Here is a 26,054-nt window from a genome sequence, read left to right as displayed (position 1 = left end):
AGAAAACCCTAAAAATAAAATTTAGTTTACTAGAAGATGAAACAGCACTTGCAGAGACTTTTTAATTAAATTTAATAAAAACGAAAAAATATTCATGGCGAAATGATTGTTTAATTATCTATCATGGATAGAAATGTGAGTTAGTCGTCCTATTTTAGGAAGTTAATAATGACTAAAACAAAAGGGTTACCTCGTCCGCTGACGCACTACGCTTGGCTTTCCATTGCCACGGCTATTGCCACTATCGGACTCAAAGGTGTGGCGTGGAAAATGACCGGTTCGGTCGGTCTGCTATCTGATGCCATCGAATCCGTAGTTAACCTCGCAGGAGCCCTAATGGCGCTCTGGATGCTGACCTTGGCTGCGCTTCCGGCCGATGAGAACCATGCATATGGGCACGGCAAAGCCGAATATTTCTCGAGTGCTTTCGAAGGATTTCTGATCCTATTGGCGGCAGCCAGTATCGCCTATACCGCAGTTGAGCGGATGTTAACTCCACAGCCGCTTGAGGAGATTGGTCTCGGATTACTGGTTTCAACAGTCGCATCAATCCTTAATTTTGTGACGGCTCGCATTTTGTTAAGGGCTGGCAGGCAGCACAACTCTATCACTCTTGAGGCAGATGCTCATCACCTGCTGACCGATGTCTGGACGTCGGTCGGTGTCATTTTTGGTGTCGGACTGGTTTATCTGACCGGCTGGTTTTGGGTCGATCCGATCGTTGCATTGCTGGTCGCAGCCAACATCGTTTGGACTGGTTATCAGCTTATGAGTCGTTCAGCTGCAGGTCTGATGGACGTATCGCTACCCACGGAAGAACTCAAAAAAATCGAGTCACTGCTGGCAGGATATCGTGAACAGGGGCTTGATTTCCATGCACTACGTACACGCCAGGCTGGCGGGCGGGCGTTTATGACAATGCACATCCTAGTTCCTGGGCGATGGACTGTTCAATATGGGCACGACTGGGCCGAGCGTATAGAGAATGATATCCGCACCGCACTGCCTTTTATCCATATCACCACTCATGTGGAACCGTTGGAAGATCCCGCGTCAATGAACGACCAAACGCTCGACATTTCTGATCACTAAACTAACCACATGTCGCTGGTCGGGCAGGGTAACAAACCTCGCTCTACAAAAATTTCAGGTATTCTCTATAATTCTGAGGGTACTTGATGTGACCTGCGCCCAATTGTTGGGCACGCAATATTTTTAAAAAGTCCGCTTCTGGCACAAAGCGGACAGTGATCACCGTTCTTACGACTACTTTCTGACTTACTTCGTGACTTGCCCTAAGCATGTTGTAGTGCGATACTTGTAATGACATTTGTAATTACAAGGGGTGTAAGACATGGGTAGCATTAACCTACGTATTGACGATGAACTTAAAGCGCGTTCTTACGCCGCGCTTGAAAAAATGGGCGTAACTCCTTCTGAAGCGCTTCGTCTCATGCTCGAGTATATCGCTGACAATGAACGCTTGCCGTTCAAACAGACACTCCTGAGTGATGAAGATGCTGAACTTGTGGAGATAGTGAAAGAACGACTTCGTAATCCTAAGCCAGTACGTGTGACGCTGGATGAACTCTGATGGCGTATTTTCTGGATTTTGACGAGCGGGCACTAAAGGAATGGCGAAAGCTGGGCTCGACGGTACGTGAACAGTTGAAAAAGAAGCTGGTTGAAGTACTTGAGTCACCCCGGATTGAAGCAAACAAGCTCCGTGGTATGCCTGATTGTTACAAGATTAAGCTCCGGTCTTCAGGCTATCGCCTTGTATACCAGGTTATAGACGAGAAAGTTGTCGTTTTCGTGATTTCTGTTGGGAAAAGAGAACGCTCGGAAGTATATAGCGAGGCGGTCAAACGCATTCTCTGAACCAAAGCATGACATCTCTGTTTCGCACCGATGGTGACACTTCTGCTTTGCGTTGACAGGAGAAGAAGGCCATGAAAATGCCGAACCAACCCATTGTTTTGTGCATATTAATAGTTTGTTTAACGCTGTTGATATTCACCTGGCTCACACGAAACTCGCTTTGCGAGTTGCGGATGAAAGACGGAACAAGGGAGGTATCTGCTATCCTGGCCTACGAATCCGGTAAGTAGCTGACAAAGAGGGGGGCAACCCCCTCTTTTCGGGGTGTGGATTAGTATGCCATCGGCACCTTTTGAAAGGGTTTCTCCAGTCGGGGAAACCCTTTTTTCCTCCCGTCTTGTGGCATATAGCCTTTTGTATAAATCAAGAACCAGACCCAAAGAGTCCCACTTCACGCAAACCGTTCAAAAGCCTTAGCGTAATCCAGTCGGGAAAAATTTCACCGGTGCTCGTCCGGGCACGTACCGGAAACAATGGACTTCTCACTGGTCGGTAGCTCATAGAACGTAGCCATTGCGGTCAGTCCTTATTCTGTACCCAGTAGAGTTTTATGGCCGTCTGGCAAATCGTTCAAACATTGTCATTTCTGTTCTCGCTGCATCCGGTCAAATGATACGGTGAATTCAGCTCATGGGCATTCGCATCGCAGTCTACGAAGGCACCAGAAGTTTGAGGATGTTACGCAAAGAACAGTTATCAGGTTTGCTGGTGGGCGTAATGCCTACCTCTACTTTACTTCATAGGGATTCTTCTGCGGGGAAGCAAGAATTGACTCAACGTTGTCCGGTCGTACCAGATTTGTCGCGGAAAGCGCCTTTTTGTGAGGGGGGCCGCAGCGCTAAACCTTTTCCTGGAACGACATGAAGGACAGCAGAGCGTCCGCCCTGGAGGACAGCTCAATACAGTCTCCACGCTGCGGTTCTATCTCTTCGTCAATGGTTTCATTGTACCAAATACGCAGCCGCCATCCCTTCGCAGGGAAAGCGCTCTGCATCGCCAGGACCATCCCCTCCGGCGACAGCAGTTCTCGACAGAGGTAGCAGGCCCCGATCCGGGTTGAATCCCGCAGCCACATTACGGGATACTCTTTAACCAGTTGGTCATACACGCATTCTGCCATATGAAAGTAATTTTCGTCAGCCCTGCAAAAATCACACATTCGATTTCCTTAAATGGTGTTCATCGAGATAATTCAGAAAGTTGATTCGCCAAACTACGGGGCATTTCTTTAATGGCGGAGCTTTACATCACTATTTCTGTCATTTTCAAATCCGCCGGATACAGCAATAATTGCACCGAACAGCGGTTTGAACTGCAATGCATCCGTAGGGTATGCGACAATAATAAGGCTCTTCCCGTACTCTTAAAAATGGAAGAGTTTAAAACCCATACTGCTGGGATGAGCGAAGCACGGTACATTATGCCAGCGTATAAGGGCCGTCATAACTTGTTTTTTTCTAGAACACGGCGAAGTTTTCTTACCTGGGAAGCTGTGGAAAGCGTACCGGTTCGGGGATGGCATGCGCTTGCCTTTTCACCTGGTTTGAGTACATAGGCTAATGCCAGCTCGTTCAGAGCCGCCTCAGCTTTCAACAGGGCCTCAATGGCCGTGTTCAGGTATACAGTTCGGCTCTCATGGTTCATCAGGATTTTCCTCACAAGGGTAAAAATGACAGGCGATACCTGCCGTTTACCCTTTGTCTCCGTTAAGAATGGCATCACGGCAGGCTTCCCAGATTACCTGGGCATTAGCATCACACTCCACGAACCCGCCGCACTGATCGTATATCACCTGGTATACCTCAGGGGGAATCTTCCCAGGCGCAACCGGAGTTGAGCGTTTGCCTTTATGAATCTCATCTGCGGTATCACAGACAGCGTCGAGATGCCGCGACATCCACTCAGATAATTTCAGACCCTCTCGATTTGCCTGTTTTACATAGCGAACCTTTCTGGAAACCGTAGATCGCATCTGAATCTGTGTCACAGCTGGCACATCTTCTTTCATGGCATTCTGTAATGCAGCTTTGGGCTTTTTCATGTTCATGGTTGCTTTAAATTATTCTGGAGTTCGTCTGATATAAATGCTGACGTGATCTGTCAGCGTCGCTTAAATAGTTTATCGCCTTCCGCCAGTTCGCCGTTGAGCTGTTCAATCACGCTCCAGATGAGCCGATCATCCGGCGTTGAGCCTGCACACTCTTTCACGACCGCCACGGGTCTAAATTCTTCAGGGTCTGCCTGCCCGGAGGTGAAGAGCCTGCTCTCAATCCAGTGGGCCCCCTCTGTGCAGCAGTGGCAACTGGTTTCAGGTGGTTCATCCAGACCGTCCACTCCACAGGCTGAGCAGGTGAACAGTTTGCGAGACCCACCAGCCAGTGGCGTATCGCAAGCTGCTGGAAGTGCGCCAGCATTGCGCCAGTACAGCACATGATTTGAATCGTAGCAGTGTCCATGAAGCAGAAGCGAAACGCCGCAACTGCGAGTTTCAATGGCTTTGCCTGTGCCAAGGTATTGCCCGATCTCGTCCCATACGTCCACTAAGGTGTCAGGCAGCGGACGCGTAACAGGGAACTTAGCGCAGTCGTCCGGGGTGCCTTTAATGCAGCAGAGGGCCGAATACGCAAGCTCCTGCATTTCGTAGGAGTACTGACCACATACCACGCGTTCCAGTTTGTCGATTAGTTGTTCTTTATTCATCATACTCAGCCTTATTAAACAAATTCATTACGCCACTGGCACCATCTGGCCGGAGCAGACTGCGGCCCGGTAGTAGAGCCGCAGGGGGTGTCGCTGGACTAACAGGTGCTCAGTGAGTCCCGCACTTCCTCATGACTGGTCATTTTCAGAAGAAGCTTTCCAGGGCAGCGTGGTTCCGCCTGTGAACGGGTGACGTCTTCGTTGATTGCCTGGATATGAGCAGATTCAACGGTCCGACGCTGTACGACATGGTTGCTCAGGTTGAATTCGCACTGGAGCCTTCTGGCATCAGAATCCGCGTTCATTGCAATACGTTCATCAAAGCGGCGGTTCATTCGCAGAGCCTCTTCGTGAGCTGCATCAACAAGGGTGCGTCTGGTGACATAGTCGTTACCAGCAAAAAACGATAGCTGAGCGTGTTCCGAAGAGTAGTCGGAGCTTCCCTTACAACGGGCAATCGCGGCTTCAGAGTGCAGGATTAATGAACTCAACCGTGAACAGACGTCATTGATGGTGCCGGTTTTCAGACAGTCGTGGATAAGTGTCCAGGCGGAAATGCTCAGCGGGCGGCTGGTGATCACATAGGGATTGTAATGATCAACCGTTACGATAGTACGCAGTGAATGAAGCGATTCGGACTGCGTACGTAAGTCACGGCGAACAGTACATGCCACCGAGGCAACATCTTTACATTCTTTGTCGGACATCGAGTCCAGTACGCGGATCTCCACCTCTGCCGCCTTTGAGGCGATATGCGCACTAATCTCACCCTTAAGACGTTTGTAGTCAGCCTTGAAGCTTCCCACGCTGTCAATATCGATCCAGTAACCACAGCTGTAACCAGCATTACCAAACTCGTCATCTTTCTCATAGTTCGGACAGCCGTCATTGCTCCAGCCAGCTTTTTCCAGCAGCTCGTCAATAGCGACCAGCTCAGCCATTGGTGCATGTTCGATAATGAAATAATGGACACGGCCCCAGGCATATGCGCGTGAACGGCCATCAACAGAAGTATCAGAAGTCGTCTGACGGGAAAGTTTCATGAGGTACTCCAGTTCTGCCCGGTACCGCCGGGGCGGTGGTGCGAAAGCCGCACCATGAATGACACTATGATCCTCCTAACTTCTATTGTCAATACAATTGAAGTGGCGTTGTATTTATTCATTATTTGGACCCGGCTCGTACGGAACGACCGTCGGGACTTGCCAATTATTCTGCGGTGAGCAGGGGGAAGGGAACATCCCACCGCTTGTTTCAAGATGTACAGCCAAGGAGGGCGCAGAATGCCTGACAGAATCATCGTGCAGCGGTAGCGAAAGACCTGACAAACGGGAAAAGTATCCTTTTATTCCAAAGCCAACCTCAGCTTTTAATGTCGCCAGTACGTTTCTTAAACATGCCAAATCGGTCTCTTATACGGCCGGATGGGCCCGATGAAAACGATAAAATGAGAAACAGAACCCGACACATCGCTGCTCTCTGGGAAAGCCGGTCAGCAGATGGAGCGCCAGGAACTAAATCCGCTGGTTTTAATAATGATTGAGGAGAACAAGATGAAAGATAACAAGACACGTCCTGTAGACTCGTATGCTCATGCTGATTTCATGGAGTCCGTCTTCAGCAACCTCAGGGCTTTCTGTGATGCGGAATGCCAGCGGCTAACTGCCGGTTATCCCCCAACTGTCAAACCAGAACAGCAAAGCACTGACGGCCAGCTGTCGGCGGCATAAATCATTACCTGCCAGTTCGTTCAAATTTCCGCTTCCTTAAGCCCGGGCCAAAAGCCCGGCTCAATCCAAAAACTGAACGTACCGGTTTACCTCTATATCTCCTCAATCCCCTGCGACTTACAAGAGACCCGCACCGGTTTAGCCATTCCTGTCCTGCCACTCTCTCATCACTGGCCCAGACAACCGGAAAAGTAACTTTTCTCTCCGACTCACCTTCTGAACCAGCTATTTTGCTTAAACGTAAAAACGGCCCACTGTTGTGAAGATTTAAAACGGACGGATCGAGTAGTATTGTCTCAGGAATTTTTTTTAAGAAAAGTTACTTTTTCTTCTGTGCAACCTATTAGAAAAAATGTCGAACCTGGTATTGTTGTGTTGTAGCGCAGTTAAACAACCAACCAAAAGAGAGAACAAAAATGTCCGCAATCGAAACTGAAGTAAAAAACAACAGCAACGAAATCAGCCTTCGTGGTTACCTGGAACGCACTGGTAACGGTGCCCGTAAAGGTAACGGCCTTATCATTGACCCTTCGGTTGTTGTAGAGCAGGAAGGCTTTAACACCCGCACGGCCGGTATGGGCGAGCTCTACTATTCAATGCCTCACGTTGTGGAACACCTGAACAGCCTGGCCGATGCCTACATGGAAGACCCGTTCAGCGTGACGCCTATCGTTGTTCAGATGGTTAATGGCGTACCTGTACTGCGTCAGGGGGCTTGCCGTATCCGTTCCATCGCTATTGCAAACCGCCAGCTGGAAGCAGAAGGGCGTGAACGCATTACTCGTATTCGCTGCGAAGAGTTTCGCGGTAGCGCTTCAAAAGCAGAACTCTTCACCCTGACCGGCAACTCCAACCTGGCGCTGTCTGTCGTAGCTGAAGCGCTTTCAATTAAGCGTCTTGTTGAAGATAAAGAAGAGCCTAAGACCTTTGCGGAACTGGCAAAAAAACGTGGTAAATCAGAGCAGCATCTTCGCCAGATGGTTCGCGTACTGGACCTGCCTTCTGAACTACAGACCATGCTTGTGAGCGATCAGGTGAGCATGTACGTTGCGCTGGACGAGTATATGTACAGCGGTGAGGATGCGGTAGATAACATCAACAAGGCGATCTCCATCTATGGTAAAGCGACGAAAAACACGCTGAAATTCGTCAAAGCTGCCAAGGTAGAAGAGCGCATGGCAGATCCGCAGACTCCGGAAAACTCCGGTGATGAGCAACCGGCAGGTAATGCTACCGTTAACACCCCGGTACCGGATCAACTGAATGATGAAAGCAATACAGAGACGCTGGTTACGCCACCGGTACAGGAACCAGCTCCGGCTCCAAAGGACAGCGCTCCTAAACAGAACCCGGCAGGTAAAGCACCATCCATGTCCAGCGTTCTGAACAAAAAGACCGTGACCGTCATTGCCGACACCGCGATCCCGATTTTTGAACGTATTGCTGAAGAAGCCAAGCTTAAAGAAGGTGAATCTGTCAGCACTGATACTTACACGCTTGTTCTGACCAATGATGAAATGAACGATATCATCAATGCTCATGCTGACCTGAAAGAGTACCTGCGTAAGCATGCTGAGAAGATGAATAAGGGACAGGCATGATTTTCTGACCGACCCCTCCATCCGGACGGGTCGGTAACTTTTTCAGGACAAGGGGAAACAGGGCAATGAAGAAGGCTTTTATCAACGTAGACAAGACTAACCCACTGCCAGTCCTGACGGATTCGGTGACCCGGGTAAGTATTCAGTGCACGGCAAAAGATGAAAACGGGGCAGGGATCGAAGTGAACATCCTCGACCTGATTCAGGATCATGATACGGATGAAGTGAAAGTGCAGTTTGGGAGCTCGCCTGTTCAGGCTCTGGCGATGCTCCGCCGGGTTATGACAGCACTGGAAAAGCAGGCAAATGCAGAACTGCAACAGAATTCCTGCTCGCGTATGCAGTAAACGGTAAAAGCAGAATGTTCCCTACTGGATAAACCCGGTGGACCTCACGGAGAGCAAGTCACCGAATGGTTCACTGTTAAGTGATATACATCCGGATTTATAAGGTTTTGCAGCATCCGAATAGGCAATAAATAGAATTATTTTGATTTATCTCAGCAAGGAAATGGAAAGCTACCAGATTTTAGGATAGCGAAATGCCTGTATCGCTACTCTGCTGAATTAGAAATGATTTTAAACGCAATGCATAATGATAGAATAGCAATGCCTTTAATTATTTGTCACGTCTGAATTATATGTAGACTTACGGAGAGGATATGGTAATTACTTATTCATTATCGGAAACGTTTAATATGTTTTTACGCGAGATTATTGCATCTGGACTTGCAGTTTTTTGCGCATGGTGCGTTTTGTGTCTTTTCTCTGATCAGGAACGAGGTAAAGAGGTTCCTGTTTCTATGAAAAAAATAACTTCAAAGTCAGCTTTCTCCTACTTTATCAGTTCTCAAATTGCCGCTTTTATTATCTCCTTGTTGGGTTCAATCTTAAGCACGAAATGGGACAACATCGTCTGGAATGATGAAATAAGACAGTTTTATCTGCATGTAGGATTTGGGCTGGTAGCTTGTGTATTCTGTCTGCTTGTAATCTTGCATGAGAAATTTATCAAAAGAAATTTAAATGTTTATTCTGGTTATTGTGGTTCACTGGCAGTTAGTCTCACAGGAATCTTTGTACTTTGTGCGTTATATCTGACATTTTCATTACCATTTCATTATGAAGAACGTCTACTTAATGATGCATCCTTGGTGGCTTCGGATGGCGTTGAAAATTCAGTCGTTTTTGCAGACGGTCGTTACTGGGTTTTTGAACTGGGCTTACCATATTTCAAACAGTCATTGCTCAAAGAGGTAAGAAGGGGCAGGTACCAGCTAATCTGCACTACAGAAAAAAAACCAACATGCTGGTCTGGCAAAAAACTTCCCGAAAAACCAACCTCTTTGAAAGCTAGTTCATAAAGATTTAAACTGCTCGCTTAAATCCACACTGGTCCAATTTTGAAAATTTATTGTGTTTTTAAAAGAAATTACAGTGTGGGTTATTAGCCAGTAGGTCGGAGTTTTATATAATACCCAAAAACACAGGAGGTATTATGAAAACCAATCTGGCCTATGCATCTAATTGCTCCGATTCTGTCTACTCCTATATTTATCAGGCACTGCAACAACGCTCTGGTGCCGAGAATGAAAGCCTTTATCAGCAGGCCATTTCCAGCTGCTGCACAGATAAACAAAAAAAGAAACTGGCCGGGTATTATGCCGGTCCATGGCAGCTGCTATTCAACGCGTGGTGTAACAATCGCGTCCCTAACACAGCGGTGCTGGCCCTTTTACTCCAGCAGTGCTTATCTCATTTCCAGTGCGAAGAAGTGATCGCAGCCTGGCAGTAACCCTATCAAGCCCCTTCGTATAGCGGAGGGGCAGGAGATATCTCATGTACAGAAACGACAGAAACGTGGATTCCTTCAACCTGGTTAATGCTCTTCAGCCGGTCTTTCGTAACACCGGCTGTGGGATGTTTGAATATGATCGTAAAAAGCAGAATGAAACCGCTGATTCAATCTTACGAGCGTTGGCGTTAAATGCCGATTTCGCGAGGGCCTTAAAACAGTACGTCCGGATTAATTCTGTACGACGGGTTGTTCAGTTCGATGACGGCTCGGTTCGCTATGGTATTCATGCCGAATTTGAAGGGCATAATAAAATTAATTCCTTCCGTATTTTTAAAGATGAAGATACAGACGCATTTGACTCCTATTTTTATTCGGTTTGCGATAATAAAGCTGAGCTGGTGGATTTTAAAATGGACTCTCTCGATATTCAATTGCAGGCAGTTTTTGAAAAGGTGACAGGTATTTTTCTGTCACATTAAATATTCAAATTTTCAATCCTCGGGCTGATAGACAAAAAACGCACTTTAGAATATAGATGAGATGAATATGAAAAACGTAAATATTTTGGATACCGATATTGCGGCCATTAATGCTCTTTCTGGCGTAGAACTGACTGACTTTCTCACTGCCGGGTATCAGGTAAACTGGTTAGGAGAAAGGGAGGTTTCGCTGGTGGGCTTTCCGTGTTTAGCAAGCAACAAGCAGCCGGTAGAAGTTGGTCCCGGCATTTTCATTAATCGCGTGTACAGCAGAGACAGCCAGTCTCTGAGCGGGAAATTGCGCTATGACCTGTCTAATGGTCTGGCAACGAGTGCATTTTCATTTTTCTCCCAGTCAGGCTGGTATGGGGGATTCCGTGTCGTATCTTTCCGTGACAACGGGCCAGCTGCGTTAATCAACATTGGTATTGTCCATGAGAATGTTTTGAATGCATTTTGTGCTGACTTCCCCCGGGCCAATGTGAGCGTAACCCGTTTTCATTGTGGCATGACGCTTGAGCAGATCCGAATGTTCATTTCAGACACTGCTTACGATATGCCGCTTTATAACAACGAGTCTGACTTTCGCAGGCTCGCCAGTTAGCATGGAGGCTGACTTCAGTGCTTACGCCTAAAAGCCGGTGAGCGAGGTGGCGGAACCGGTTGGCTTCGCCCAGTCTTACTTACTTCTCTCAAGGTACTGCGCTGCAAGCGTACGTAAAAAAAGTAAGTAGCTAAATGGCGTGAGCGATTAGTTCTATACGGGAAGAAGTCATAGTATTCTGAAATGATAGTTATCTCATACGAACGATAGTAATGGAGTTTCTTAATGGGCGTTGATATCTGCTGGCGATTTCAAAGGGAAGAAAAGCCTGGTAAATGGATTAATTTATCAAGCAATTATAAAGGGGACCGATCATATCTCCACTTTGCCTGGCTCGGATTTGATGTAGATCGTGAAAGGGCGAGCACATCAGCAGTTTTTATCCACGCATTACGCGGATTACCTGATGATATACCGTCCGAAGATGATGATTTATTCGGTGAACATTCATACTCATGGCTGACTTCGGAAGAAATTTTGTCAGCCATACCACCCGATAACGCCGGAGAGGTGATCCAGGAATTTGTCGAAGAAGTAAAGCGTCTCCACGTGGAGAACGGCAGCGTCCGTTTCGTCTTTGGATTTGAAGGGTAACCCGTAAGAAAGTAGCTATCTTACCCGGCTAGGTCTCCAATCTCTCAGATGCTCAAAGAGGGCCGGGCATGGTGCCCACACATCCCCTACCATTCCGATTTGATATTCGTCTAATACACCCTTTAAAGAAAACAAGCAGACGGCAATGAGACGTCGGATTAGCGTCAGCAAATATGAGACGTCAGTAGTCGATGTTTGTCCTGCGGAACGTGAATCTGTTTACAAGGGGTAAAGCCGTACCATCCATGAGGGCTCAGAGAGCCGGGGTCTCCTCCAGATCACTGGAAGTTATTGACTCTGGCAGGCCTATCCCTATGACTTTTTCCCGGATGGCAAATTAAGAGCGAACAGGGCCAAATTAGTACTCTTTTCTAAACGGAAATACTGAATCACCCTGATATAACTGGTCTCTCACAAGACAGGAGATCATCAATGGAACGTGTAATATTTTCAGTAATCTTTTTTATGATGCTGGGCGTACCTTTTTACCTTCTTTATAAAATTGCCCGGGACATTTTTGGTACCGCCGGTGCTGGTGAGCCTGCACAATTGCCTCAGGGCAAGCAAAGACGCTCAGGAGGCGCTGGTTCGGGTTCGATCTGGCAAGGACACCATCTACAGGGGAGCAGCCATTTGAACCCCCTCGGAGGTGATTGTAATGGTGAAAATAGCATAGCTGGTGGTTGTGATGGTGGCGGTGGAGGAGGTGACGGAGGTGGTGGTGGTGACTGATAGCCTGCAACTTTAACTATCAGGATGAAACCCATGTCCAGCAACCGGAAAAAGAATTCATTTCAACCGAAAAGCCCTGCCTTAAAGTGAAGCGTATTAAACGTGAAGGATGCTGAATTAGAGGGTATCGGTTTTATACTGAAGCGTAACTGGAAGAAGGATCTGAAATTAACTATTACGGAAAAGTAACTTTCTGACTCACCACGTACGCCCCTCGGTTATGCCATACAGTTTGATACGAAAACAGATCAGTAAGTAGATTGCTATACGCCGGAGAGAAGTCTATTTTTCATGCACCGAACCTGTTTGGCCTGCAATGGAAGCAGGTATAATAATCACATACAAAGGAGGGCATTATGAATACATTTTTATACGTGCTTTTGGCCTGGATTGTTGTGCTTTTTATCGCCAACAAACTGCTCGCAAGACGTAAGCCCAATACGGTTAAAATCCTGGTACAGCGCAACGGGAAAGCCGCAGAGGTTGATGCTGTAGTGGTTCAGGGTTCAAAGAGAGCTAACAACAGTTCTGTTGCGGACAGCGACGCGGTAGATAGTTATTTTGAAATGAATCCTTACTCCCGCGAAAACCAGGCGAATGGTTGGGCTATGCTGGCCAGAGACGATGACCAGCTTAAATAATCAGTTGAGTGTGATGTGTAAAGCAGCTTAAAACTCTAAATGGACGAACAGGGGAGGTGACAAAGATGACAACCAATACAACAACGACCACCTACCGCTCAGAAGAAATCGTGCCGTTCAGACGGCCCAAAGGGGATCTGGATAGTCGGTATATGCCTCAGGTGTATGCAATGGTGCGGAACTGGGCAAGTAACCCTGCTCAATATGGTGAGGGTGTACTGGCCTCCTACCGCCAACCGGCAGTAAACCTTGCCTACCAGGTAAAAGGAACTCGTGTTGTTTTAATTCTGGTACCAGTAGAGTGCGAGCCACCTGGAGTGATAATGACGGAAACAGTCCTGTGGCCGTCACTATCACTTGTAGAAGTCTTGCAGACCTTGCAGGAGGCCTGGCAAAATATTCCGGCGTTAAACCCCTGACGACTTCTGTCAATATCACCGGCTAGTGATTTACCTCTCTGCTGGTGGTCAGCCCGCCTAAGTTCAAATTATCTCTTTCTAAATTAGCCCGGATAAAAATCGGTCCCTCTAAAATAGCCTGCCCTGAGTAGGCTACGTCATACAAAGCGTTGGCCAGTCACCAGCTGGCTGGTGGCCATAATGCTCCACAGGATAAACCGTATCAGAACTACGCAAAGAAAAAGCCCCAACAATTTACCGATGGGGCCTTTTGCAGACATTTTACAGCCTTACCAATGATAGAGCGCTAAGGCTTCTGCTTAGTGAACAGACTTGCCCACAGATAATGGATAAAGTTGAGCAGAATGTATGTTACTCGTTGCTCGAATTTCATCGGGGCTTTGTACTTTGTCGTTATGTTATGAATATGAGTAAGGTCCGTATAGAGCCCTGGCGACTTCCTTGTTGACTTCAACACCGAACAGATGTGCTGAACAGACTCCGGTGTGAACAACCGTAGCCCTCGTCGTTGTTTGACTTTATGGATAAAATCGTCCATCCCCATACATAACCATTCCGGCTTGATGCCATCAAACTTACAACGTCCGTTTATGATGACGACATTGATACATTCCAGTTCTCTAGCCTTAAGAGCAGACTGAATAGCCCTGATGTGCCCCTGGTTTTGCTTAAACGGGTTCTGCAACTTGAGGGTTCGGGACTGAGTCCATTTCCGCCAGTGGCTTTCCTCCAGAGTACCGTAGAGCTTGCCTACGTAGTTTTTCTGCTCTATGACGTATATACCATGTGGGGCTACGAGAATGTGATCAACCTGCGTAGTGCTATGAGCCGACAACTGAAAGGTGAGATCACTAAGTAGCCCCTGAGCTTCTTCAGGAAGCCCAGATTCAATTGCCTTTGCAGTCCGCCGTTCCGCTATGGCAGAGGTCATAAATCCCAACAGACACAGCAACACGACGAAAATAAGGATAATGAAAGCTACCCCCGTAATGCTCCACAGCAGATTGAAAGCATCCATGTTACCTCACAGAGGGGTAGCTGGTGGCATTAACAGATTCTACTAAGCGGGTAGTGGTACCGGTAAGGCTCTCAATATTTGAAGACAGGCTCATCAGCATGCCGAGTGCAGAACGGAGATTACGATGAGGCTCATTGTAGTTTTTGAACGTGTCAGTGGAGTACATTTTTGAAAGACGTGTACGGATCTCTACTGACGTAAGATCTCCATCCACCAGGCCGTACTTAACTGCCTGAGGTGTTGGCCATACACGGCCTGAATAGAGAGAAACAGCATCGGCATCATGACGCGAGAGAAGCTTTTTACCCCGTCCAAGTTCAACATCAGTTATAAATTTTTCATGCATCGTGTTCAGGATCTCCTTCTGCATGAACTCCCTCGTTGAATCGGACAATGGGTGGAAGGGGTCAAGAGCATCTTTGAACTCACCGGCCGTAAGGGGCTCATTCTTGACGCCTACTGTGCTCATGATCTCTGACAGATTCCAGTGGTCCATACGCACACCGATAGAACCGATCAGGGCATTACTGTCGGCATAAATTGCATCAGCGGGCGATACCGCGTAATAGCATGCGGATGCGCATATGCCTTTCACACTAACGATGATTGGTTTATATGAGTCTGCGATATCAGAGAAAAAACGACCGGTACCGCTGGAGAGTACTTCGAGGGAGTTTTGCTTCGACCGTGCTTCATCGCCACGTTCTGTGCTCCCGGTTTTGTTACTCTTGTCAGCGGCTACAGATGAAAGAGAGCCACCGGCATCTGATACGCGTTCAATCTGTGGCTGGTGGTTTTTAAGCGCGTTTATCTGGCGGTAAATAATGATGGCGTCAGAGGGACCACCACCACCTGACTCTGCCTCGATAATAACTGCTTTGGCATGGGGATTATTGTAAGCTTTGGCAAGAGCTGTTGCGATCACTGTTCCATCGCCCGTTTCCGAGCCGGTACCCATCTCGCCAGAAATCCGTATTACAGCTATATGGTCTTTCTTCCCTTCAGCGTCCTGCCATTGTTCGTAAAGATTGTAGAAAGAAAACCCTACAGCGGTCATGGCAATTAGCGACATAGCAACTTTTGCCGTGGTATGAATGCGAAACATCTTATAAAAACGGTCAGCGTTATCATTGAGCGATTCTTTGATATTTGTAGGGGACTTCCTTTTTTTACTGCTTAACATCTGACCACCTTTACATGAGTTTTTGAAAGTTAGACCACAAGCGATTCAATGCAATTCCCAGTATCAATAAAGCGACTGGTGGGAAAAGTTGAGCGATATTGTTAAATAGTGACATATTTGGCATGACCAGGTAGACCATCGTTAAAGCACTGATCACCCAAAATGCTCGAAACCAAATACGATAAAACTGAACTGTAACCTTACCAAATACGTACCTCTTCAATTTCCACTGGTACATTCCATCTGCTAGCATGGCAAATAGATAGGGCAGAAAAACGATTAGCCACCCCAGGATTAAGTTCCACCGGAAAATGGACTGATAAAGTAAGAGGGGTATGTTTTTGGCCATAGTGTAATTAATAGAGGTAAATTTTTCAGCAACAATGTTAATACCTCTGGCTGGTTTTTTGGTGTCAGGGATCAGAATAGTATTCAGATAGTCAATTAACTTATAGTCATGTACCAACCAATTTAAAGTCGCTTCACTATTTGCAATGACAGACTTCCAACGGTCATTTGATATGATGGACCGGCTTGCATTAACCTCCTGAGTAATCTGATATTTGAGCTCCTCAGTATTCTGGAAAGCCAAGCTGTAACCAAAATAAATGACCATGCCAAAAAAAAGCATTGTTCTGAGCACTGCTGCCCTGCTTGTATTATCCGCAGCCATTGCTTTCCCTCCATTCACGAAAAAGAGCTAGCCTCTGATCGTGATTGCAATAGTTGTTACGCCACATCGTCGGGATACCCAGGAGCCAGTGGTACTGTTTAGGTATGATTTGGTCGATGAGGCTTAACTCCGCCAGTTCTTTATGCTCTGCGCTTTTCCACTCGATCTGTCCCACATCAGGAACAAATACAGCGGTCCTTGCTTTTGCGGCCTGGCGGGAAAATTCTATAAAGTTGATGCCCCACGGCGTCCAGTATCTGTACTGCTCGTTTAGGCCGATGTTAAACACCGGCAGAGAAAGAGTTGAGTCGGCAAAAGCCGAAATCACATTTTTGCAGACTCTTGGACTATCTATTTTTTCCTGTTCGGTTTTGAGATGAGTCAGCAGTGCACGGTCAATAATGCTGTTAAAGGTGTTTGTATAAAGGCCATTAGGGTCAGGAAGCTGATCTATGGCAGTAATGATTTTAAATTTTAACCGAGAAAGAAAGGGAGAGTCCTCAATAGTAACTATATGACTATGTGTTGTTTCTGGATGAATCTGGGGTTTGATGCGCTGTACTTGTTTAAAAGAGACACTACCTGGCAAATTAATGAATGCGCCCACCGTGCGTGTTAAATCGACGAAATAAGGCAAAAGATAACAACCAAGCATACGGGCATTCTTTTTTACAAGATCACACCGTACGTCATTGTTATCGAAAGAAATACGGAAACTAACGAATTTACGTTCAGGACCTTCGCTGGTGGTCAGTGATTGAATCCATTCATGGCATGATCCTTGTGGTACCGACCAGTAGCTGGTTTCACGGTCCCCAAAGGGATCAGTCGTGATCAACTCTCCCTTTAAAAGGAAAAGCTCAGACAGGGTATTTGCCATGGAGAATAGGGAATCGATATCGTTGCTCTGACAAAATTTTCCCAAATGATGAAACGCGTTTTTTTCTATCATAGTTAGCCGATCTCGAACTTCCTGAGAATCTGCGTACTTTAAACCCAAAGACTGAAAGCGCCTTTTTACGAGCGAGCGACATTTGCTGACTTTTAGTGCAGAGCTTAAAATTTGCTGGCGCGTCAGGACAATTTTTTCATCCATCAATGCAACTTCCTTAGAAATTTATTAAGATTTTTGATATCGAGATTTTGACGCAAAGTAACTTTTCCGGCCTTCTTGAAAAGCATTTCCGACAGAGTTGTGTTTGGCTTCATTTGTTTCTCAGCAACAGCAATAGGGATTTGGCCTACAACCTTCCTGCCATCTTGAAGCCTGGCAACTATGTGAAACATAGGGACCTGACCCAAGAGATCCTTTGGAATACTCTCTTCTAAAGTTGTCTGCTTTCTTTCTGAGATTGAACCTGAGAAGTTATTATGCGGCAAAGATGTTTCTGAACCGGTCGTATAAGTGACCATATTTGTGCTTATCGCACTCTTACCAAAGTTCTCTACAACAAGCGTCTGAGTAGGAGTATCGTTGACTCGCAAGCTTATATAATTGTTGCAGAGCCCCGTAATTCGATTGGCAGTTTCAACACTTGCCGCAGCAATAAAGTCGGAGATGGTTTGGGTGCAAATAAACAGTGCAATTTTCGCTGCACGACCCTGCGCCAGAAGGTTAATCATAGGGTTGTTAATGGCTGAGTGTGCCTCATCAACAAAAATACTTATCCTGGAATTAGCTGACATATCACCATCTTGAGCGTTGTAGCGACTACCGGCACAGGAGGTCAGATCTGACATTATTAATTGAGAAATAGCAGCTGCTGTATCGGGGTTTGAAAGGCCATCAAGCGAAATGTATAGCACCCCGCCAGTGCTGAACATCCCTTCGCTTGTTACAATTTCTCTTGATGATACTGAGTTCGGGTTAGGAGATAAAAGCTCATTTAAAGGTTTTTCAATGAGCATATCGAAAACAGGCATAATACCTGCGGTCATTTTAGCCATATGCTCTGGGTCGGACATTGAGTAATCAATAAGCTGGGAAACAGTATCTAACCAGTCTATTTGTTCGGACCCCTCGTAATTCATGAAATGAGCCGTAAACCATTCAGCGAGACGCTTGAAACGTACCGGCAAGGTATCGTTAGCGACGTACTTAACTTTTTCGGTCCAGACATCGTAACCATAATATCTCGCGTAACATGACTCCATTACCTTGACTGTAAGATTCACAATAGACATGTGGCTTTTCATGTTCTTGTGAATCAGATAAATAGAAGGCTTTTTCTCTATGTAAGAAAGCCCGGAAATCACATTGGAAACGAGAGCCTTGGCATACTGAACGAATGGGTTAACCTCACCGGGAACTGTCACCAAGCTCAAAAGACGAGATGTTAGGTCAGAAACATTAGTATAGGTGTTGCAGACATCAATACAGACCGAAGATGCTGGCTGGCCAGGATGAAATTTATAGAAAGGAAGACCGAGGGTCTTAGCCTCTTCCATTAGAGATTCTCGCCACTCTGCATCGTTCTTTGGATCTATGACAACAACAACATGACCAAGATGAAGCATGCTAATGCTTAGTAAACGCTGTAGCACCGTTTTCCCGGTACCCACGTTTCCGGTTATCAGAGTATGACCAAACCAATTGTCTTCAGTTACAAATATGGGTTCCCTACGTTCCACAGCAAAAATTGCATTGCTGCCGCCCATCTTACGAGCCATTGCGTCAAAATGTCTCTTAATTGGGTTGAAGACGAATGGCAACTCGATCTCACGTTTATCACTGGAGAGGTTAGCTATTTGATATGCCCGATCCGCATGTTCCGGACCCCACTCAAACCCATCACAAAAATAGGACTTTCGCTCGGGTATATCCTTATTTTTATTTTGATAATCCTGAACCAGTTGACGATACTTTCGCTCATTGGAGAAAAAGTTACTTTTGTTAATTACACGCAGTGAATCAAGACTAACGAACATGAAATGTCGCTTGAATACACGCCAATGAGCCATCAAAAATGGCGCTGCTGTTTTGCAACGATAAAGGCACAGCAAAAAAAGCAATATTGAGGTGAACAGAACTATTGGGGCGATGTCCAGTCCGTCTGAAGAAAGTCCCATATAAAGCATAGAAACCGAACAAATCAAAAGTATTGAGGCACTACGATACTCAAGAATAGGCCGATAAAAATTCTCTTGTGCATGGAGGTTAGTCCTCTTCGAATCTGACATTATAGGTTCCCAGCCTCTTTCAGGTTATTGATAATTCGTTCAATGTCCACTTTCGCCCGGTCTGATGCGGCCAGCAAAGTAGGCATGTTAAATGCATGGCATTTTGTATTGATCACAGCACCAGAATTAACGAGGTACTGAGGAAGCTTATTGAAAAGATCTTGAGCCTCTAACTGCGACCCAAATTTTTCCACGCAAGATTGGGTCAGATAGAGAGTATTAGGAGTACTTACCATAAATCTGTTTTTGCGCTTTCTTTTAAACGCCACCTCCATTTTGGACAGAATTTGATGCAGTACTAACGCAATTTCTACAAATTCAAGCTCTGTAACGTCACCTTCGCTTATAAGCGAGAATTCACCATTTTGGTCTGATTCAGTAGATGCAAAGACTTTACTGTTCAGATTGTGACCAGAAACAGGTGATGCTGGTTTTTGTACTTCTGCTTTGTCCGATGATTTATTCCGGTTGCGCTTGGGATTTTGTTTTTCTACCGGTGCTGTTGGGGCGAACAGTCTGGCCAGTGCTGGCGAAAGATGATGCCCCTTAGCGTCTGTGGGCGCATGCTCTCCATTTGATTCTTCAAGTACAGGAGGTAAGGCGGGCTCTTCACTTGCCATCACACTGGTTGCGGCTGCTTCGGTCTGGGAATACACAACTTCAGCTGGTGGTGGGCAGTTACCCTCAGTATCTGGTTCTGAGTTTTCTTGTCCTACAGAAACATCCATAGAGCGTTCATTCGTACCCTGGGGATCAGCGTTCTGTTCTCGGTTAAGTTCTGGTAATTCTGACGGCTCGGAGAGAAGCTTTTCATTATGGACCGAAGAGCTTGTTGCACAACTACCGACTTCTGGCCGAGAAACACTAAGCTGTGAGAAATCGGTATAATCAATGATCTCATGCTCTTCATCTTCTTTCTCAAAAAGATGTTGATAATGTTCATATTCCACAGCCTCAGTTTTCAGCGGACCAGTCGCGGATGCACTATCGGTTCCATGATATTCCACGTCGCCAGAATGTTCTTCGACTGCATTTACACGTGGGGGAGGCAGCTCAAGCGTTTGCTTTGGACGTGGGGCAGAGTTTTCAACAGAAGACTCATCATTAATCACTAATGCCTGATACATAGAAGTATTGAAAAGTGACTTTAAAGTTGTTGGCCTTCTTGGCTCATGATAGGTGAGCTGGAACCCGGCGCAGTTATCGCCGAGCTGGACTAAACGCAGATCGTCAATGTCCCTTACTATCCACATTCCATCGAGAGAGCCTTCTCTGAATGTCAGTTGGAAATAGGGCTCTTCACTGAATGCTTTTTCATCTAATCCCGGCAGCAATGCCATAGTGGTATCTATGTTGAGGTAGGGGACAGCATCAACACACACTATATAGTCATTGGAAAGTGGAGCGCTTAAAAGGAGTTCATGAAGTTGGTTGACCAGGACATGGGATTCCGTGTCCTTTGCCGATTCATCTTCACTTTCTTCTATATCAGGAATGACAGGATCAGCTGCTTCCTCACCCTCAGATTTAACTATCTGCGTGTCATTATCAATTTCATTATCACTTTCGGCTTTCTTCTCAAAATCGTCGGATGAGCCTTCATTTTTCTTAGAATGTATATCAACATCAATAGAGGCAGAGGAGCGGCCTAAATCATTAACCTTAAGAACAGCCGTCTCAACAGTATCAGTAATTTTAGTTATAACGTCCCGACCGGGCACTGGTCTTCTGTATTCAGTAACTGTTTTTTGCTCGTCAATGTAAATAAAGTCTTTATTGGCATTAACGCTAAAAAGACCCGGCACTGAGTCAGGGATTTTATAAGAATCAAAGATTAAACCAATCCACCTTAGCTTAAGAAGGTTATAGAATTCTAGTTTCCCTATCCCATTTCTAAAGATGTTTGATATTTCGTTTTCCGAATAGATACCCGGAATGAAGTAGTGAACGACACGCTCATCATCATAGGGCTCGACGTAACCACGTTGAACTAGGGATTCTACCAATACGGTCTTACCAGCCTCTCCCTGAGGGAAGTTATATTTATGTAATTCGAAATCATTGAGAACAAAATCAAGGAATGCGTTCTCGTTAAGGTATACCTCACCATTTACGATAATGATGTGCATAGGCTTAGCATTGTAATTGTTGATATTGATACTGGTAAAGTTGTGCTTGATGGTACTAATGGCCCTTGCTGCTGCATCATTAGAACGCAGACCCATGATAGGGTCACGTAAAACATTAAGGTCTGTACCAGTAGAATAGAAATCAGCGGTCCTCACGCATTTAGACAAAAAGTCATTCCCATCAGTATAAACGTTTAGGGCGGTGATCATTTTTGAATAAACACGTTCTTTATTTACCCGATCCAAAAATGCAAGACATACCGGGTTTAGGATTCGCTCAAGGAAAACGCTGGACCAGATATTATGTTGATTATGAATACGCTTTCGCCAGTGGATTTCGTATTCAACCACGTCATTTTCACGTGCCCAGTCAAGAAGACTTTGTGAGCTTGGCGTCCAAATGATCGGACTAGCTAAATTCAGGCTTACAATGTCGAGATCGTAAACCTTTCCGGCATCATGGACTAAACCACAGATAAACGCAGCATAGAGATATACTTTTCTACGGACTACTTCTTCATCTTGATATCCGATTGGTCTCAGTTCTGAGTGATGCGCATTTTTTAAAGAGAGTATGGCCACTTCCAGGCTGTGAGAAAGTAACCCACCAATACCATTATGATGATGATTTTCGGAAGCTGGCAAAAGATGTATCCAGCGAACATATTCAACCAAGGGCTTTAAAACTAAATTAGTAAATGTATATGCATCGTCCCTGATGTCGCTATCGCTGATAGCTAACATCATTGAAATTGAGTGCAGCTTTTCCCGATACAGAGACAGGATTGACTGTTCATTAAATGTCTGTATGCCCGTCGGACGAGTTGGATACTCGATGAATTTCAGGACTTCTGGATTTGGATGATCAGGAACAGTGTACTTCTGATCTCCTAGAATCTGCGCAAAAGGAGAGAGGCTTGATATATCCTCAATCATTACAGAGGTTGCATCATTCTCCTGAGATGAGAATATCCCCAAAATCCGTTTAATACATAAATACAGCGCCCTGAAATTCATCATCATACCTTATCGACGTTTGCCTGACAGTTCGGCTGCAATGTATGCCTGCACACTTTTATATTGCATTACTTTGGTGATGAACTCTGCTGGACTGTATGGCCCATCCTTACGGCGAGAAACATTCAGAGTCTTTTTCACATTCTCAACATATAAATTAATACTCTTTATAATGTTGTGAGACATAACCGGATAGTCGCTTACAGCCAGTAAACCCAATGAGTTGTACTCATACATTGTGTTCATGAGCTGGTTCATCTCGAAGATGTACTTGTAAAACCTCATGGTGTTGTGGTTATTGAAGTTGAGTTGTACTGGTTCAAAACTGAAAGGTACAAACTGAGTTGATGACATGAATGAGTCATTCTTGTCGAACTCAATTGACTTAATATAAGCAACAAGATTTTCTTTCATCTTATTGTTTTCTTCATGCAGCTCGTTGAACCAATCCTGAATAGCCTGAACAAGGTCAGGATGTTTAACTGCATCAACCGTTTTAAAGAGAGAGGAAATAGCGATACTCACATCATCAAAACCTCTGATGACTGCTCCATTTCTGGCAGTTAAAAACCGGTTAAAGTCTGGGGTGCCGGGGTTAATAATAACTTTGGCCATACCCTGGTGCTCTGGTCTACGTTGAGTAGAAGTTTGAGCGTTTACGCCTTGCTTTTTATTTGAACCTTTTACCATTACATCTTTTGGTTCAATGTTAATACGCTCATTGTCCGTGATAATTGCGTCGTTCATTGTGCCACCTTAGTTTTTGAGTATTGACGGATTTTTCGTCCAAGTTCGATATATGCTGAATGATAGAGCTCAAGCATTTCTCTGTAAGGCTCCAGCAATGCTTCCGTTTCAGAAATCATTTCGTATTCCCAGCTGGCATGGTTTACAAAACAGTTCTTAGAATATTTTCCACTTTTCATTGGTTGCACCCGTTTTGACATGTGGCTAGGCGCTCTTGTTTTATAAGGGCTGAACTGATGCCAAGTGATCGTTACTTTTCTGGCATTACCAATTAGCTCAACTTTTGGTGCGTAAGAACCCAGGTACTCCCTCTTTGGAACTTTGCTATGTCGGGTAAGGTTAATCTCTTGGTGGTTTCGTTCCTTCCACTTGATCCAGTATTTTGTAATGAGATCTTCAGCCTCAACACGCAAACCTTCAATCTGAGCACGTAAATTTTTACGTGTTAGCTCTATAGAACTTATAAGATTTGAATTACTCATGACGCCTCCTGATGTGAAATTACTATACCGGAGGAAATTTCCGTTTTTTTTCACGAACAGAAGATTTTTGAATGCTCTTTGATGAGGGAATTGAACAGATGTAATGCACTCGCTGTTTCCCCCATTCGGGAGGGGCCTTCAGAAACAGTAACAGCGAGTTTAGCCTCACTTCCATCGCTACCCCCTAAAGTTACTTTTGACAGAATGACCATTGTGGATTATTGCTTTTGATAATGTGCATTGCTCTATTAAAGTTATACATATATCTAGTGCCACTTTTCCAAAAAAAATGACCCTATGGAACTTTGTCCATAGTGACACTTTTATAAAAAGTGACCCTATGACGACATTACATAGGGTCACTTTTCAAACATAAGTGACCCTATGTGAGGCATTCATAGGGTCACTTTTCTTTGTTTAGTGATCCTATGTAAGCATGAGGTTGATGAAAAGTAAAAATGTCAGTTTATGACGGTCAGTGAAAGACGTCGTTATTCTAATCCAACGTTGGGAGGGGCTGGATTTAGGTTTTTTTTTAATCGCTTCACATTTCGTTAGCATGCGCAGGAATTTTTGATAAAATTCTGGTTAGTTTGGTTAAAAAGTGTTACAAGTAAGCGGTGTGGTTGAAGGGATAGATTTAAGGCTTATTCAAGCCTTAAGAAAATACTAAAAGTTACTTTTCACCCTACCGAACACCTAACAAAAAATCCATGTTGAAGATTTGAACAATTGTAATGGCGCAAGGACAATCAGCACATGTCAGAATCTGATAATTTAACTCGTAGCTTACTCGGTAAACTTTTCCGCACTGAGATTTCGCTTATTCGTAGTTACCGTGCATTTTTAATGTTATTGCCTGTGCATGGATCTTCTGCATATCAAACTGGGACTCCTCTTCTCCAGCGTCGCCTATTTGGGAAAGGATTTAGTACAGCCGCTGATTTAGCTTTTGAAGTGGAAACACGTCCAGGTAGTTTTTTGGTTCCGCGTACACTCGGAAAGGAAATTACATGGGAGAGGTTTTTTTCTGCGGTCTTGGACGGTGATTCCAATGTAATTCGTGAATATGATACAAATGATATTGACTATGGTATTTACGATGCCGGTGAAAAAGTGACTTTTCTGAATGGTACAGTGGATATCTATAATCCCAAGAAGATTCATGAGTTGCGTTCTAAATGTGTTGATATACAGAATGACTACTTTATGCAGGTGTTCTTTATCTCAATGCTCGCACCAGAGTTTGTAAGTATTTTCTTTGGTTTAAAACCAACTACAGCTGATGCTATTAAAGACATTGGTTATTCATCGTTAAAAACAATTAACGATGTCGTTCTTTTCCCACGTATAATTGCTTTCTCACAAGGGCATATTGAAGAGAGTGTTTCACTTAAAACGAAAGTTTTTGCCTGGGCTTATGAATTGTCTGCTGACATCCGGTTAGGAAAAGTTAGTGATGATTTGATGGAACTATTACGTTATGACACTATGTTCACCAGTCACCGTCAGGATGTGTTCAACACTTTAACAAATAAAGTTATGTTAAAGGATTATTGATATGGCAAAGGTCGATCAAACAAAAGCTAATGCTCTATTGCGAGCAGCAAGAACTATGTCGCTTGGGGCAAATAAAAATACAATACGAATTTTGTACGGTAATCATGTTGCTGAAAATATCGATTTTGAGCCTGGTGCAAAAACAAAACTCAAAAAAGGTATCCGGGGCTGGAGCAAACGCACAGATAACCGCCGAGCCTTTTCTGCTGTTATTGATGTCGCAGTTAACTATTTTGGTTTTGATCCAATAAATCCGGAAGCGAGTTTTCGGCAAATTGACTTCAACCGAATAATGAGTGTCCTTCATAATCTGGGATACTTTGTATGCGCACCGGAAGTTAATAAAATAATAGAAATCCTTACTTCTATGAAAGAAATTGAAGAACTAGGTGCCTGCGAAAAATGTAAACGCCCATACATTGTGCCAGTGACAAATGATGCTCATTGTCCACGTTGCAGATTATCTTCAACTGCTTCAGCCATAGAGAGGTATTCTCAAGAAGAATTAGATTAAATTTAAAAAAGATATCGCGAAACTTGCCTTGTCTGAATCTAAATATTGACTTAAGTCAAATTCTGTTGTTTGCTTTACAATCAAATATTAGTTACAACTTAAATATCAACTCTTGACAAGTAAAGATATAATTTGATTTTTCTTTATTCAGTTTTTCTTCGTTCCAAAAATGTGCACCTTTTTTTCTGTTGAAAACGTAAAACTACTTAGGTTCTCAAAACCTTCTATGCATGACGACTTCTTAATCGCTTTCAATTAATATATTTTATATTCTTGTCTAAGTTCGCTTCTTTGATCCTTAGCTATTCCTTTTTTGAAATATAGAAACAGCATTACTTGTGATGATTTTTTTCAGCTCTAAATACACCTGTTT

At 44.7% G+C, this 26,054-nt stretch carries 30 protein-coding genes and 1 pseudogene; 17 read left to right on the top strand and 14 right to left on the bottom strand.

Annotated features, from left to right (window positions below; translation table 11 throughout):
* Positions 1-168: 168 nt before the first annotated feature.
* Positions 169-1,092: a cation diffusion facilitator family transporter gene (locus DBR02_RS24915; RefSeq protein ID WP_000167917.1), complete on the top strand. Its 924-nt coding sequence runs from the start codon at positions 169-171 to the stop codon at positions 1,090-1,092.
* A 121-nt stretch (positions 1,093-1,213) separates the two neighbouring features.
* Here the strand turns inward: DBR02_RS24915 and DBR02_RS27060 are convergent.
* Positions 1,214-1,330: pseudogene (locus DBR02_RS27060) on the bottom strand (hypothetical protein); the annotation flags it as partial.
* A 24-nt stretch (positions 1,331-1,354) separates the two neighbouring features.
* Here DBR02_RS27060 and relB point away from each other — a divergent pair.
* From relB to DBR02_RS24895, 3 genes are all read left to right on the top strand, one after another.
* On the top strand, positions 1,355-1,594 hold the full coding sequence (gene relB, locus DBR02_RS24905; protein ID WP_000534858.1) for a type II toxin-antitoxin system antitoxin RelB: 240 nt from the start codon (positions 1,355-1,357) through the stop codon (positions 1,592-1,594).
* Positions 1,594-1,881 carry a type II toxin-antitoxin system mRNA interferase RelE gene (relE, locus tag DBR02_RS24900; protein WP_000323025.1) on the top strand — a complete coding sequence of 96 codons (288 nt, stop codon included), beginning with the start codon at positions 1,594-1,596 and terminating at the stop codon, positions 1,879-1,881. Before relB ends, relE begins: the two co-directional genes overlap by 1 nt.
* Positions 1,882-1,952: 71 nt before the next feature.
* Positions 1,953-2,111, top strand: coding sequence for a type I toxin-antitoxin system Hok family toxin (locus DBR02_RS24895; protein ID WP_001447866.1), 159 nt, complete (start codon positions 1,953-1,955; stop codon positions 2,109-2,111).
* A gap of 608 nt (positions 2,112-2,719) precedes the next feature.
* On the opposite strand, the gene DBR02_RS24890 is transcribed toward DBR02_RS24895, so the two are convergent.
* The 5 genes from DBR02_RS24890 to DBR02_RS24870 form a co-directional block, all read right to left on the bottom strand.
* On the bottom strand, positions 2,720-3,040 hold the full coding sequence (locus DBR02_RS24890) for a hypothetical protein (RefSeq protein ID WP_000332796.1): 321 nt from the start codon (positions 3,038-3,040) through the stop codon (positions 2,720-2,722).
* 281 nt (positions 3,041-3,321) lie between these two features.
* Positions 3,322-3,525: a hypothetical protein gene (locus DBR02_RS24885; RefSeq protein WP_001015183.1), complete on the bottom strand. Its 204-nt coding sequence runs from the start codon at positions 3,523-3,525 to the stop codon at positions 3,322-3,324.
* Positions 3,526-3,571: 46 nt separating this feature from the next.
* Positions 3,572-3,922 (bottom strand): hypothetical protein, encoded by a 351-nt coding sequence (locus DBR02_RS24880; RefSeq protein ID WP_000743059.1) that lies wholly within the window; start codon positions 3,920-3,922, stop codon positions 3,572-3,574.
* 59 nt (positions 3,923-3,981) lie between these two features.
* Entirely contained in the window at positions 3,982-4,584 is a 603-nt protein-coding gene (locus tag DBR02_RS24875) for a hypothetical protein (protein ID WP_001371889.1), read from the bottom strand.
* 95 nt (positions 4,585-4,679) lie between these two features.
* Positions 4,680-5,624 carry a DUF5417 domain-containing protein gene (locus DBR02_RS24870; RefSeq protein ID WP_000778029.1) on the bottom strand — a complete coding sequence of 315 codons (945 nt, stop codon included), beginning with the start codon at positions 5,622-5,624 and terminating at the stop codon, positions 4,680-4,682.
* A gap of 510 nt (positions 5,625-6,134) precedes the next feature.
* On the opposite strand from DBR02_RS24870, the gene DBR02_RS26830 reads away from it, so the two are divergent.
* The 11 genes from DBR02_RS26830 (at position 6,135) to DBR02_RS24815 (ending at position 13,178) form a co-directional block, all read left to right on the top strand.
* Entirely contained in the window at positions 6,135-6,311 is a 177-nt protein-coding gene (locus DBR02_RS26830; protein WP_001371930.1) for a hypothetical protein, read from the top strand.
* Positions 6,312-6,727: 416 nt separating this feature from the next.
* The gene (locus tag DBR02_RS24860) at positions 6,728-7,912 is read left to right on the top strand and encodes a hypothetical protein (protein WP_001272971.1); all 1,185 of its coding nucleotides are present in this window, start codon (positions 6,728-6,730) and stop codon (positions 7,910-7,912) included.
* Positions 7,913-7,977: 65 nt separating this feature from the next.
* On the top strand, positions 7,978-8,259 hold the full coding sequence (locus DBR02_RS24855; RefSeq protein WP_000708863.1) for a hypothetical protein: 282 nt from the start codon (positions 7,978-7,980) through the stop codon (positions 8,257-8,259).
* A gap of 314 nt (positions 8,260-8,573) precedes the next feature.
* Positions 8,574-9,275 carry a hypothetical protein gene (locus tag DBR02_RS24850; RefSeq protein ID WP_000237191.1) on the top strand — a complete coding sequence of 234 codons (702 nt, stop codon included), beginning with the start codon at positions 8,574-8,576 and terminating at the stop codon, positions 9,273-9,275.
* 134 nt (positions 9,276-9,409) lie between these two features.
* On the top strand, positions 9,410-9,706 hold the full coding sequence (locus DBR02_RS24845; RefSeq protein WP_000856246.1) for a hypothetical protein: 297 nt from the start codon (positions 9,410-9,412) through the stop codon (positions 9,704-9,706).
* A 44-nt stretch (positions 9,707-9,750) separates the two neighbouring features.
* Positions 9,751-10,188: a hypothetical protein gene (locus tag DBR02_RS24840; protein WP_000286108.1), complete on the top strand. Its 438-nt coding sequence runs from the start codon at positions 9,751-9,753 to the stop codon at positions 10,186-10,188.
* Positions 10,189-10,255: 67 nt separating this feature from the next.
* Positions 10,256-10,792, top strand: a complete 537-nt coding sequence (locus DBR02_RS24835) for a hypothetical protein (RefSeq protein WP_000800251.1) — start codon at positions 10,256-10,258, stop codon at positions 10,790-10,792.
* 225 nt (positions 10,793-11,017) lie between these two features.
* Positions 11,018-11,386, top strand: coding sequence for a hypothetical protein (locus DBR02_RS24830; RefSeq protein WP_000537761.1), 369 nt, complete (start codon positions 11,018-11,020; stop codon positions 11,384-11,386).
* Positions 11,387-11,818: 432 nt separating this feature from the next.
* Positions 11,819-12,118 (top strand): hypothetical protein, encoded by a 300-nt coding sequence (locus tag DBR02_RS24825; protein ID WP_000442693.1) that lies wholly within the window; start codon positions 11,819-11,821, stop codon positions 12,116-12,118.
* Positions 12,119-12,474: 356 nt separating this feature from the next.
* Positions 12,475-12,759, top strand: coding sequence for a hypothetical protein (locus DBR02_RS24820; RefSeq protein ID WP_001091367.1), 285 nt, complete (start codon positions 12,475-12,477; stop codon positions 12,757-12,759).
* 65 nt (positions 12,760-12,824) lie between these two features.
* A complete protein-coding gene (locus tag DBR02_RS24815) occupies positions 12,825-13,178 on the top strand; it encodes a hypothetical protein (protein ID WP_000210769.1) in 354 nt (117 codons plus the stop codon).
* Positions 13,179-13,464: 286 nt separating this feature from the next.
* Here the strand turns inward: DBR02_RS24815 and DBR02_RS24810 are convergent, their stop codons facing one another.
* From DBR02_RS24810 to mobI, 8 genes are read right to left on the bottom strand one after another with little or no spacing between them, the layout of a single operon-like run.
* A complete protein-coding gene (locus DBR02_RS24810) occupies positions 13,465-14,196 on the bottom strand; it encodes a nuclease-related domain-containing protein (protein WP_000338612.1) in 732 nt (243 codons plus the stop codon).
* A gap of 1 nt (position 14,197) precedes the next feature.
* Positions 14,198-15,379 carry a S49 family peptidase gene (locus DBR02_RS24805; protein WP_000952985.1) on the bottom strand — a complete coding sequence of 394 codons (1,182 nt, stop codon included), beginning with the start codon at positions 15,377-15,379 and terminating at the stop codon, positions 14,198-14,200.
* Positions 15,380-15,389: 10 nt separating this feature from the next.
* The gene (locus DBR02_RS24800) at positions 15,390-16,052 is read right to left on the bottom strand and encodes a DUF4400 domain-containing protein (RefSeq protein WP_000718549.1); all 663 of its coding nucleotides are present in this window, start codon (positions 16,050-16,052) and stop codon (positions 15,390-15,392) included.
* On the bottom strand, positions 16,039-17,148 hold the full coding sequence (locus tag DBR02_RS24795) for a hypothetical protein (RefSeq protein ID WP_000343600.1): 1,110 nt from the start codon (positions 17,146-17,148) through the stop codon (positions 16,039-16,041). The genes DBR02_RS24800 and DBR02_RS24795 overlap by 14 nt, the downstream gene beginning before the upstream one ends.
* Positions 17,148-19,232 (bottom strand): conjugative transfer system coupling protein TraD, encoded by a 2,085-nt coding sequence (gene traD / locus DBR02_RS24790; protein WP_001284073.1) that lies wholly within the window; start codon positions 19,230-19,232, stop codon positions 17,148-17,150. The genes DBR02_RS24795 and traD overlap by 1 nt, the downstream gene beginning before the upstream one ends.
* Positions 19,232-22,378: a MobH family relaxase gene (gene mobH / locus DBR02_RS24785; protein ID WP_001011152.1), complete on the bottom strand. Its 3,147-nt coding sequence runs from the start codon at positions 22,376-22,378 to the stop codon at positions 19,232-19,234. The genes traD and mobH overlap by 1 nt, the downstream gene beginning before the upstream one ends.
* Before the next feature lie 9 nt (positions 22,379-22,387).
* Complete coding sequence (locus DBR02_RS24780; protein WP_000995978.1) at positions 22,388-23,125, bottom strand: hypothetical protein; 738 nt, start codon at positions 23,123-23,125, stop codon at positions 22,388-22,390.
* Positions 23,122-23,607, bottom strand: coding sequence for a conjugative transfer protein MobI(A/C) (gene mobI / locus DBR02_RS24775; RefSeq protein WP_000071885.1), 486 nt, complete (start codon positions 23,605-23,607; stop codon positions 23,122-23,124). The genes DBR02_RS24780 and mobI overlap by 4 nt, the downstream gene beginning before the upstream one ends.
* Positions 23,608-24,366: 759 nt before the next feature.
* Between mobI and DBR02_RS24770 the strand changes: the two genes are divergently transcribed.
* On the top strand, positions 24,367-25,167 hold the full coding sequence (locus DBR02_RS24770) for a trhR (RefSeq protein WP_107535691.1): 801 nt from the start codon (positions 24,367-24,369) through the stop codon (positions 25,165-25,167).
* Position 25,168: 1 nt separating this feature from the next.
* On the top strand, positions 25,169-25,681 hold the full coding sequence (locus DBR02_RS24765; RefSeq protein ID WP_001140952.1) for a hypothetical protein: 513 nt from the start codon (positions 25,169-25,171) through the stop codon (positions 25,679-25,681).
* Positions 25,682-26,054 lie beyond the last annotated feature (373 nt).

Origin of the sequence: Enterobacter cloacae complex sp. (assembly GCF_900322725.1) — a bacterium.
Classification (GTDB): Bacteria; Pseudomonadota; Gammaproteobacteria; order Enterobacterales; family Enterobacteriaceae; genus Enterobacter; species Enterobacter quasihormaechei.
Note: the sequence above shows the minus strand (reverse complement) of the source record. Positions and strands in the feature narration are given on the sequence as shown.

Coding starts and splice junctions, on each gene's coding strand:
- DBR02_RS24915 (WP_000167917.1), top strand. CDS start 169: ATGACTAAAACAAAAGGGTTACCTCGTCCGCTGACGCACTACGCTTGG.
- relB (WP_000534858.1), top strand. CDS start 1,355: ATGGGTAGCATTAACCTACGTATTGACGATGAACTTAAAGCGCGTTCT.
- relE (WP_000323025.1), top strand. CDS start 1,594: ATGGCGTATTTTCTGGATTTTGACGAGCGGGCACTAAAGGAATGGCGA.
- DBR02_RS24895 (WP_001447866.1), top strand. CDS start 1,953: ATGAAAATGCCGAACCAACCCATTGTTTTGTGCATATTAATAGTTTGT.
- DBR02_RS24890 (WP_000332796.1), bottom strand. CDS start 3,040: ATGTGTGATTTTTGCAGGGCTGACGAAAATTACTTTCATATGGCAGAA.
- DBR02_RS24885 (WP_001015183.1), bottom strand. CDS start 3,525: ATGAACCATGAGAGCCGAACTGTATACCTGAACACGGCCATTGAGGCC.
- DBR02_RS24880 (WP_000743059.1), bottom strand. CDS start 3,922: ATGAAAAAGCCCAAAGCTGCATTACAGAATGCCATGAAAGAAGATGTG.
- DBR02_RS24875 (WP_001371889.1), bottom strand. CDS start 4,584: ATGATGAATAAAGAACAACTAATCGACAAACTGGAACGCGTGGTATGT.
- DBR02_RS24870 (WP_000778029.1), bottom strand. CDS start 5,624: ATGAAACTTTCCCGTCAGACGACTTCTGATACTTCTGTTGATGGCCGT.
- DBR02_RS26830 (WP_001371930.1), top strand. CDS start 6,135: ATGAAAGATAACAAGACACGTCCTGTAGACTCGTATGCTCATGCTGAT.
- DBR02_RS24860 (WP_001272971.1), top strand. CDS start 6,728: ATGTCCGCAATCGAAACTGAAGTAAAAAACAACAGCAACGAAATCAGC.
- DBR02_RS24855 (WP_000708863.1), top strand. CDS start 7,978: ATGAAGAAGGCTTTTATCAACGTAGACAAGACTAACCCACTGCCAGTC.
- DBR02_RS24850 (WP_000237191.1), top strand. CDS start 8,574: ATGGTAATTACTTATTCATTATCGGAAACGTTTAATATGTTTTTACGC.
- DBR02_RS24845 (WP_000856246.1), top strand. CDS start 9,410: ATGAAAACCAATCTGGCCTATGCATCTAATTGCTCCGATTCTGTCTAC.
- DBR02_RS24840 (WP_000286108.1), top strand. CDS start 9,751: ATGTACAGAAACGACAGAAACGTGGATTCCTTCAACCTGGTTAATGCT.
- DBR02_RS24835 (WP_000800251.1), top strand. CDS start 10,256: ATGAAAAACGTAAATATTTTGGATACCGATATTGCGGCCATTAATGCT.
- DBR02_RS24830 (WP_000537761.1), top strand. CDS start 11,018: ATGGGCGTTGATATCTGCTGGCGATTTCAAAGGGAAGAAAAGCCTGGT.
- DBR02_RS24825 (WP_000442693.1), top strand. CDS start 11,819: ATGGAACGTGTAATATTTTCAGTAATCTTTTTTATGATGCTGGGCGTA.
- DBR02_RS24820 (WP_001091367.1), top strand. CDS start 12,475: ATGAATACATTTTTATACGTGCTTTTGGCCTGGATTGTTGTGCTTTTT.
- DBR02_RS24815 (WP_000210769.1), top strand. CDS start 12,825: ATGACAACCAATACAACAACGACCACCTACCGCTCAGAAGAAATCGTG.
- DBR02_RS24810 (WP_000338612.1), bottom strand. CDS start 14,196: ATGGATGCTTTCAATCTGCTGTGGAGCATTACGGGGGTAGCTTTCATT.
- DBR02_RS24805 (WP_000952985.1), bottom strand. CDS start 15,379: ATGTTAAGCAGTAAAAAAAGGAAGTCCCCTACAAATATCAAAGAATCG.
- DBR02_RS24800 (WP_000718549.1), bottom strand. CDS start 16,052: ATGGCTGCGGATAATACAAGCAGGGCAGCAGTGCTCAGAACAATGCTT.
- DBR02_RS24795 (WP_000343600.1), bottom strand. CDS start 17,148: ATGGATGAAAAAATTGTCCTGACGCGCCAGCAAATTTTAAGCTCTGCA.
- traD (WP_001284073.1), bottom strand. CDS start 19,232: ATGTCAGATTCGAAGAGGACTAACCTCCATGCACAAGAGAATTTTTAT.
- mobH (WP_001011152.1), bottom strand. CDS start 22,378: ATGAATTTCAGGGCGCTGTATTTATGTATTAAACGGATTTTGGGGATA.
- DBR02_RS24780 (WP_000995978.1), bottom strand. CDS start 23,125: ATGAACGACGCAATTATCACGGACAATGAGCGTATTAACATTGAACCA.
- mobI (WP_000071885.1), bottom strand. CDS start 23,607: ATGAGTAATTCAAATCTTATAAGTTCTATAGAGCTAACACGTAAAAAT.
- DBR02_RS24770 (WP_107535691.1), top strand. CDS start 24,367: ATGTCAGAATCTGATAATTTAACTCGTAGCTTACTCGGTAAACTTTTC.
- DBR02_RS24765 (WP_001140952.1), top strand. CDS start 25,169: ATGGCAAAGGTCGATCAAACAAAAGCTAATGCTCTATTGCGAGCAGCA.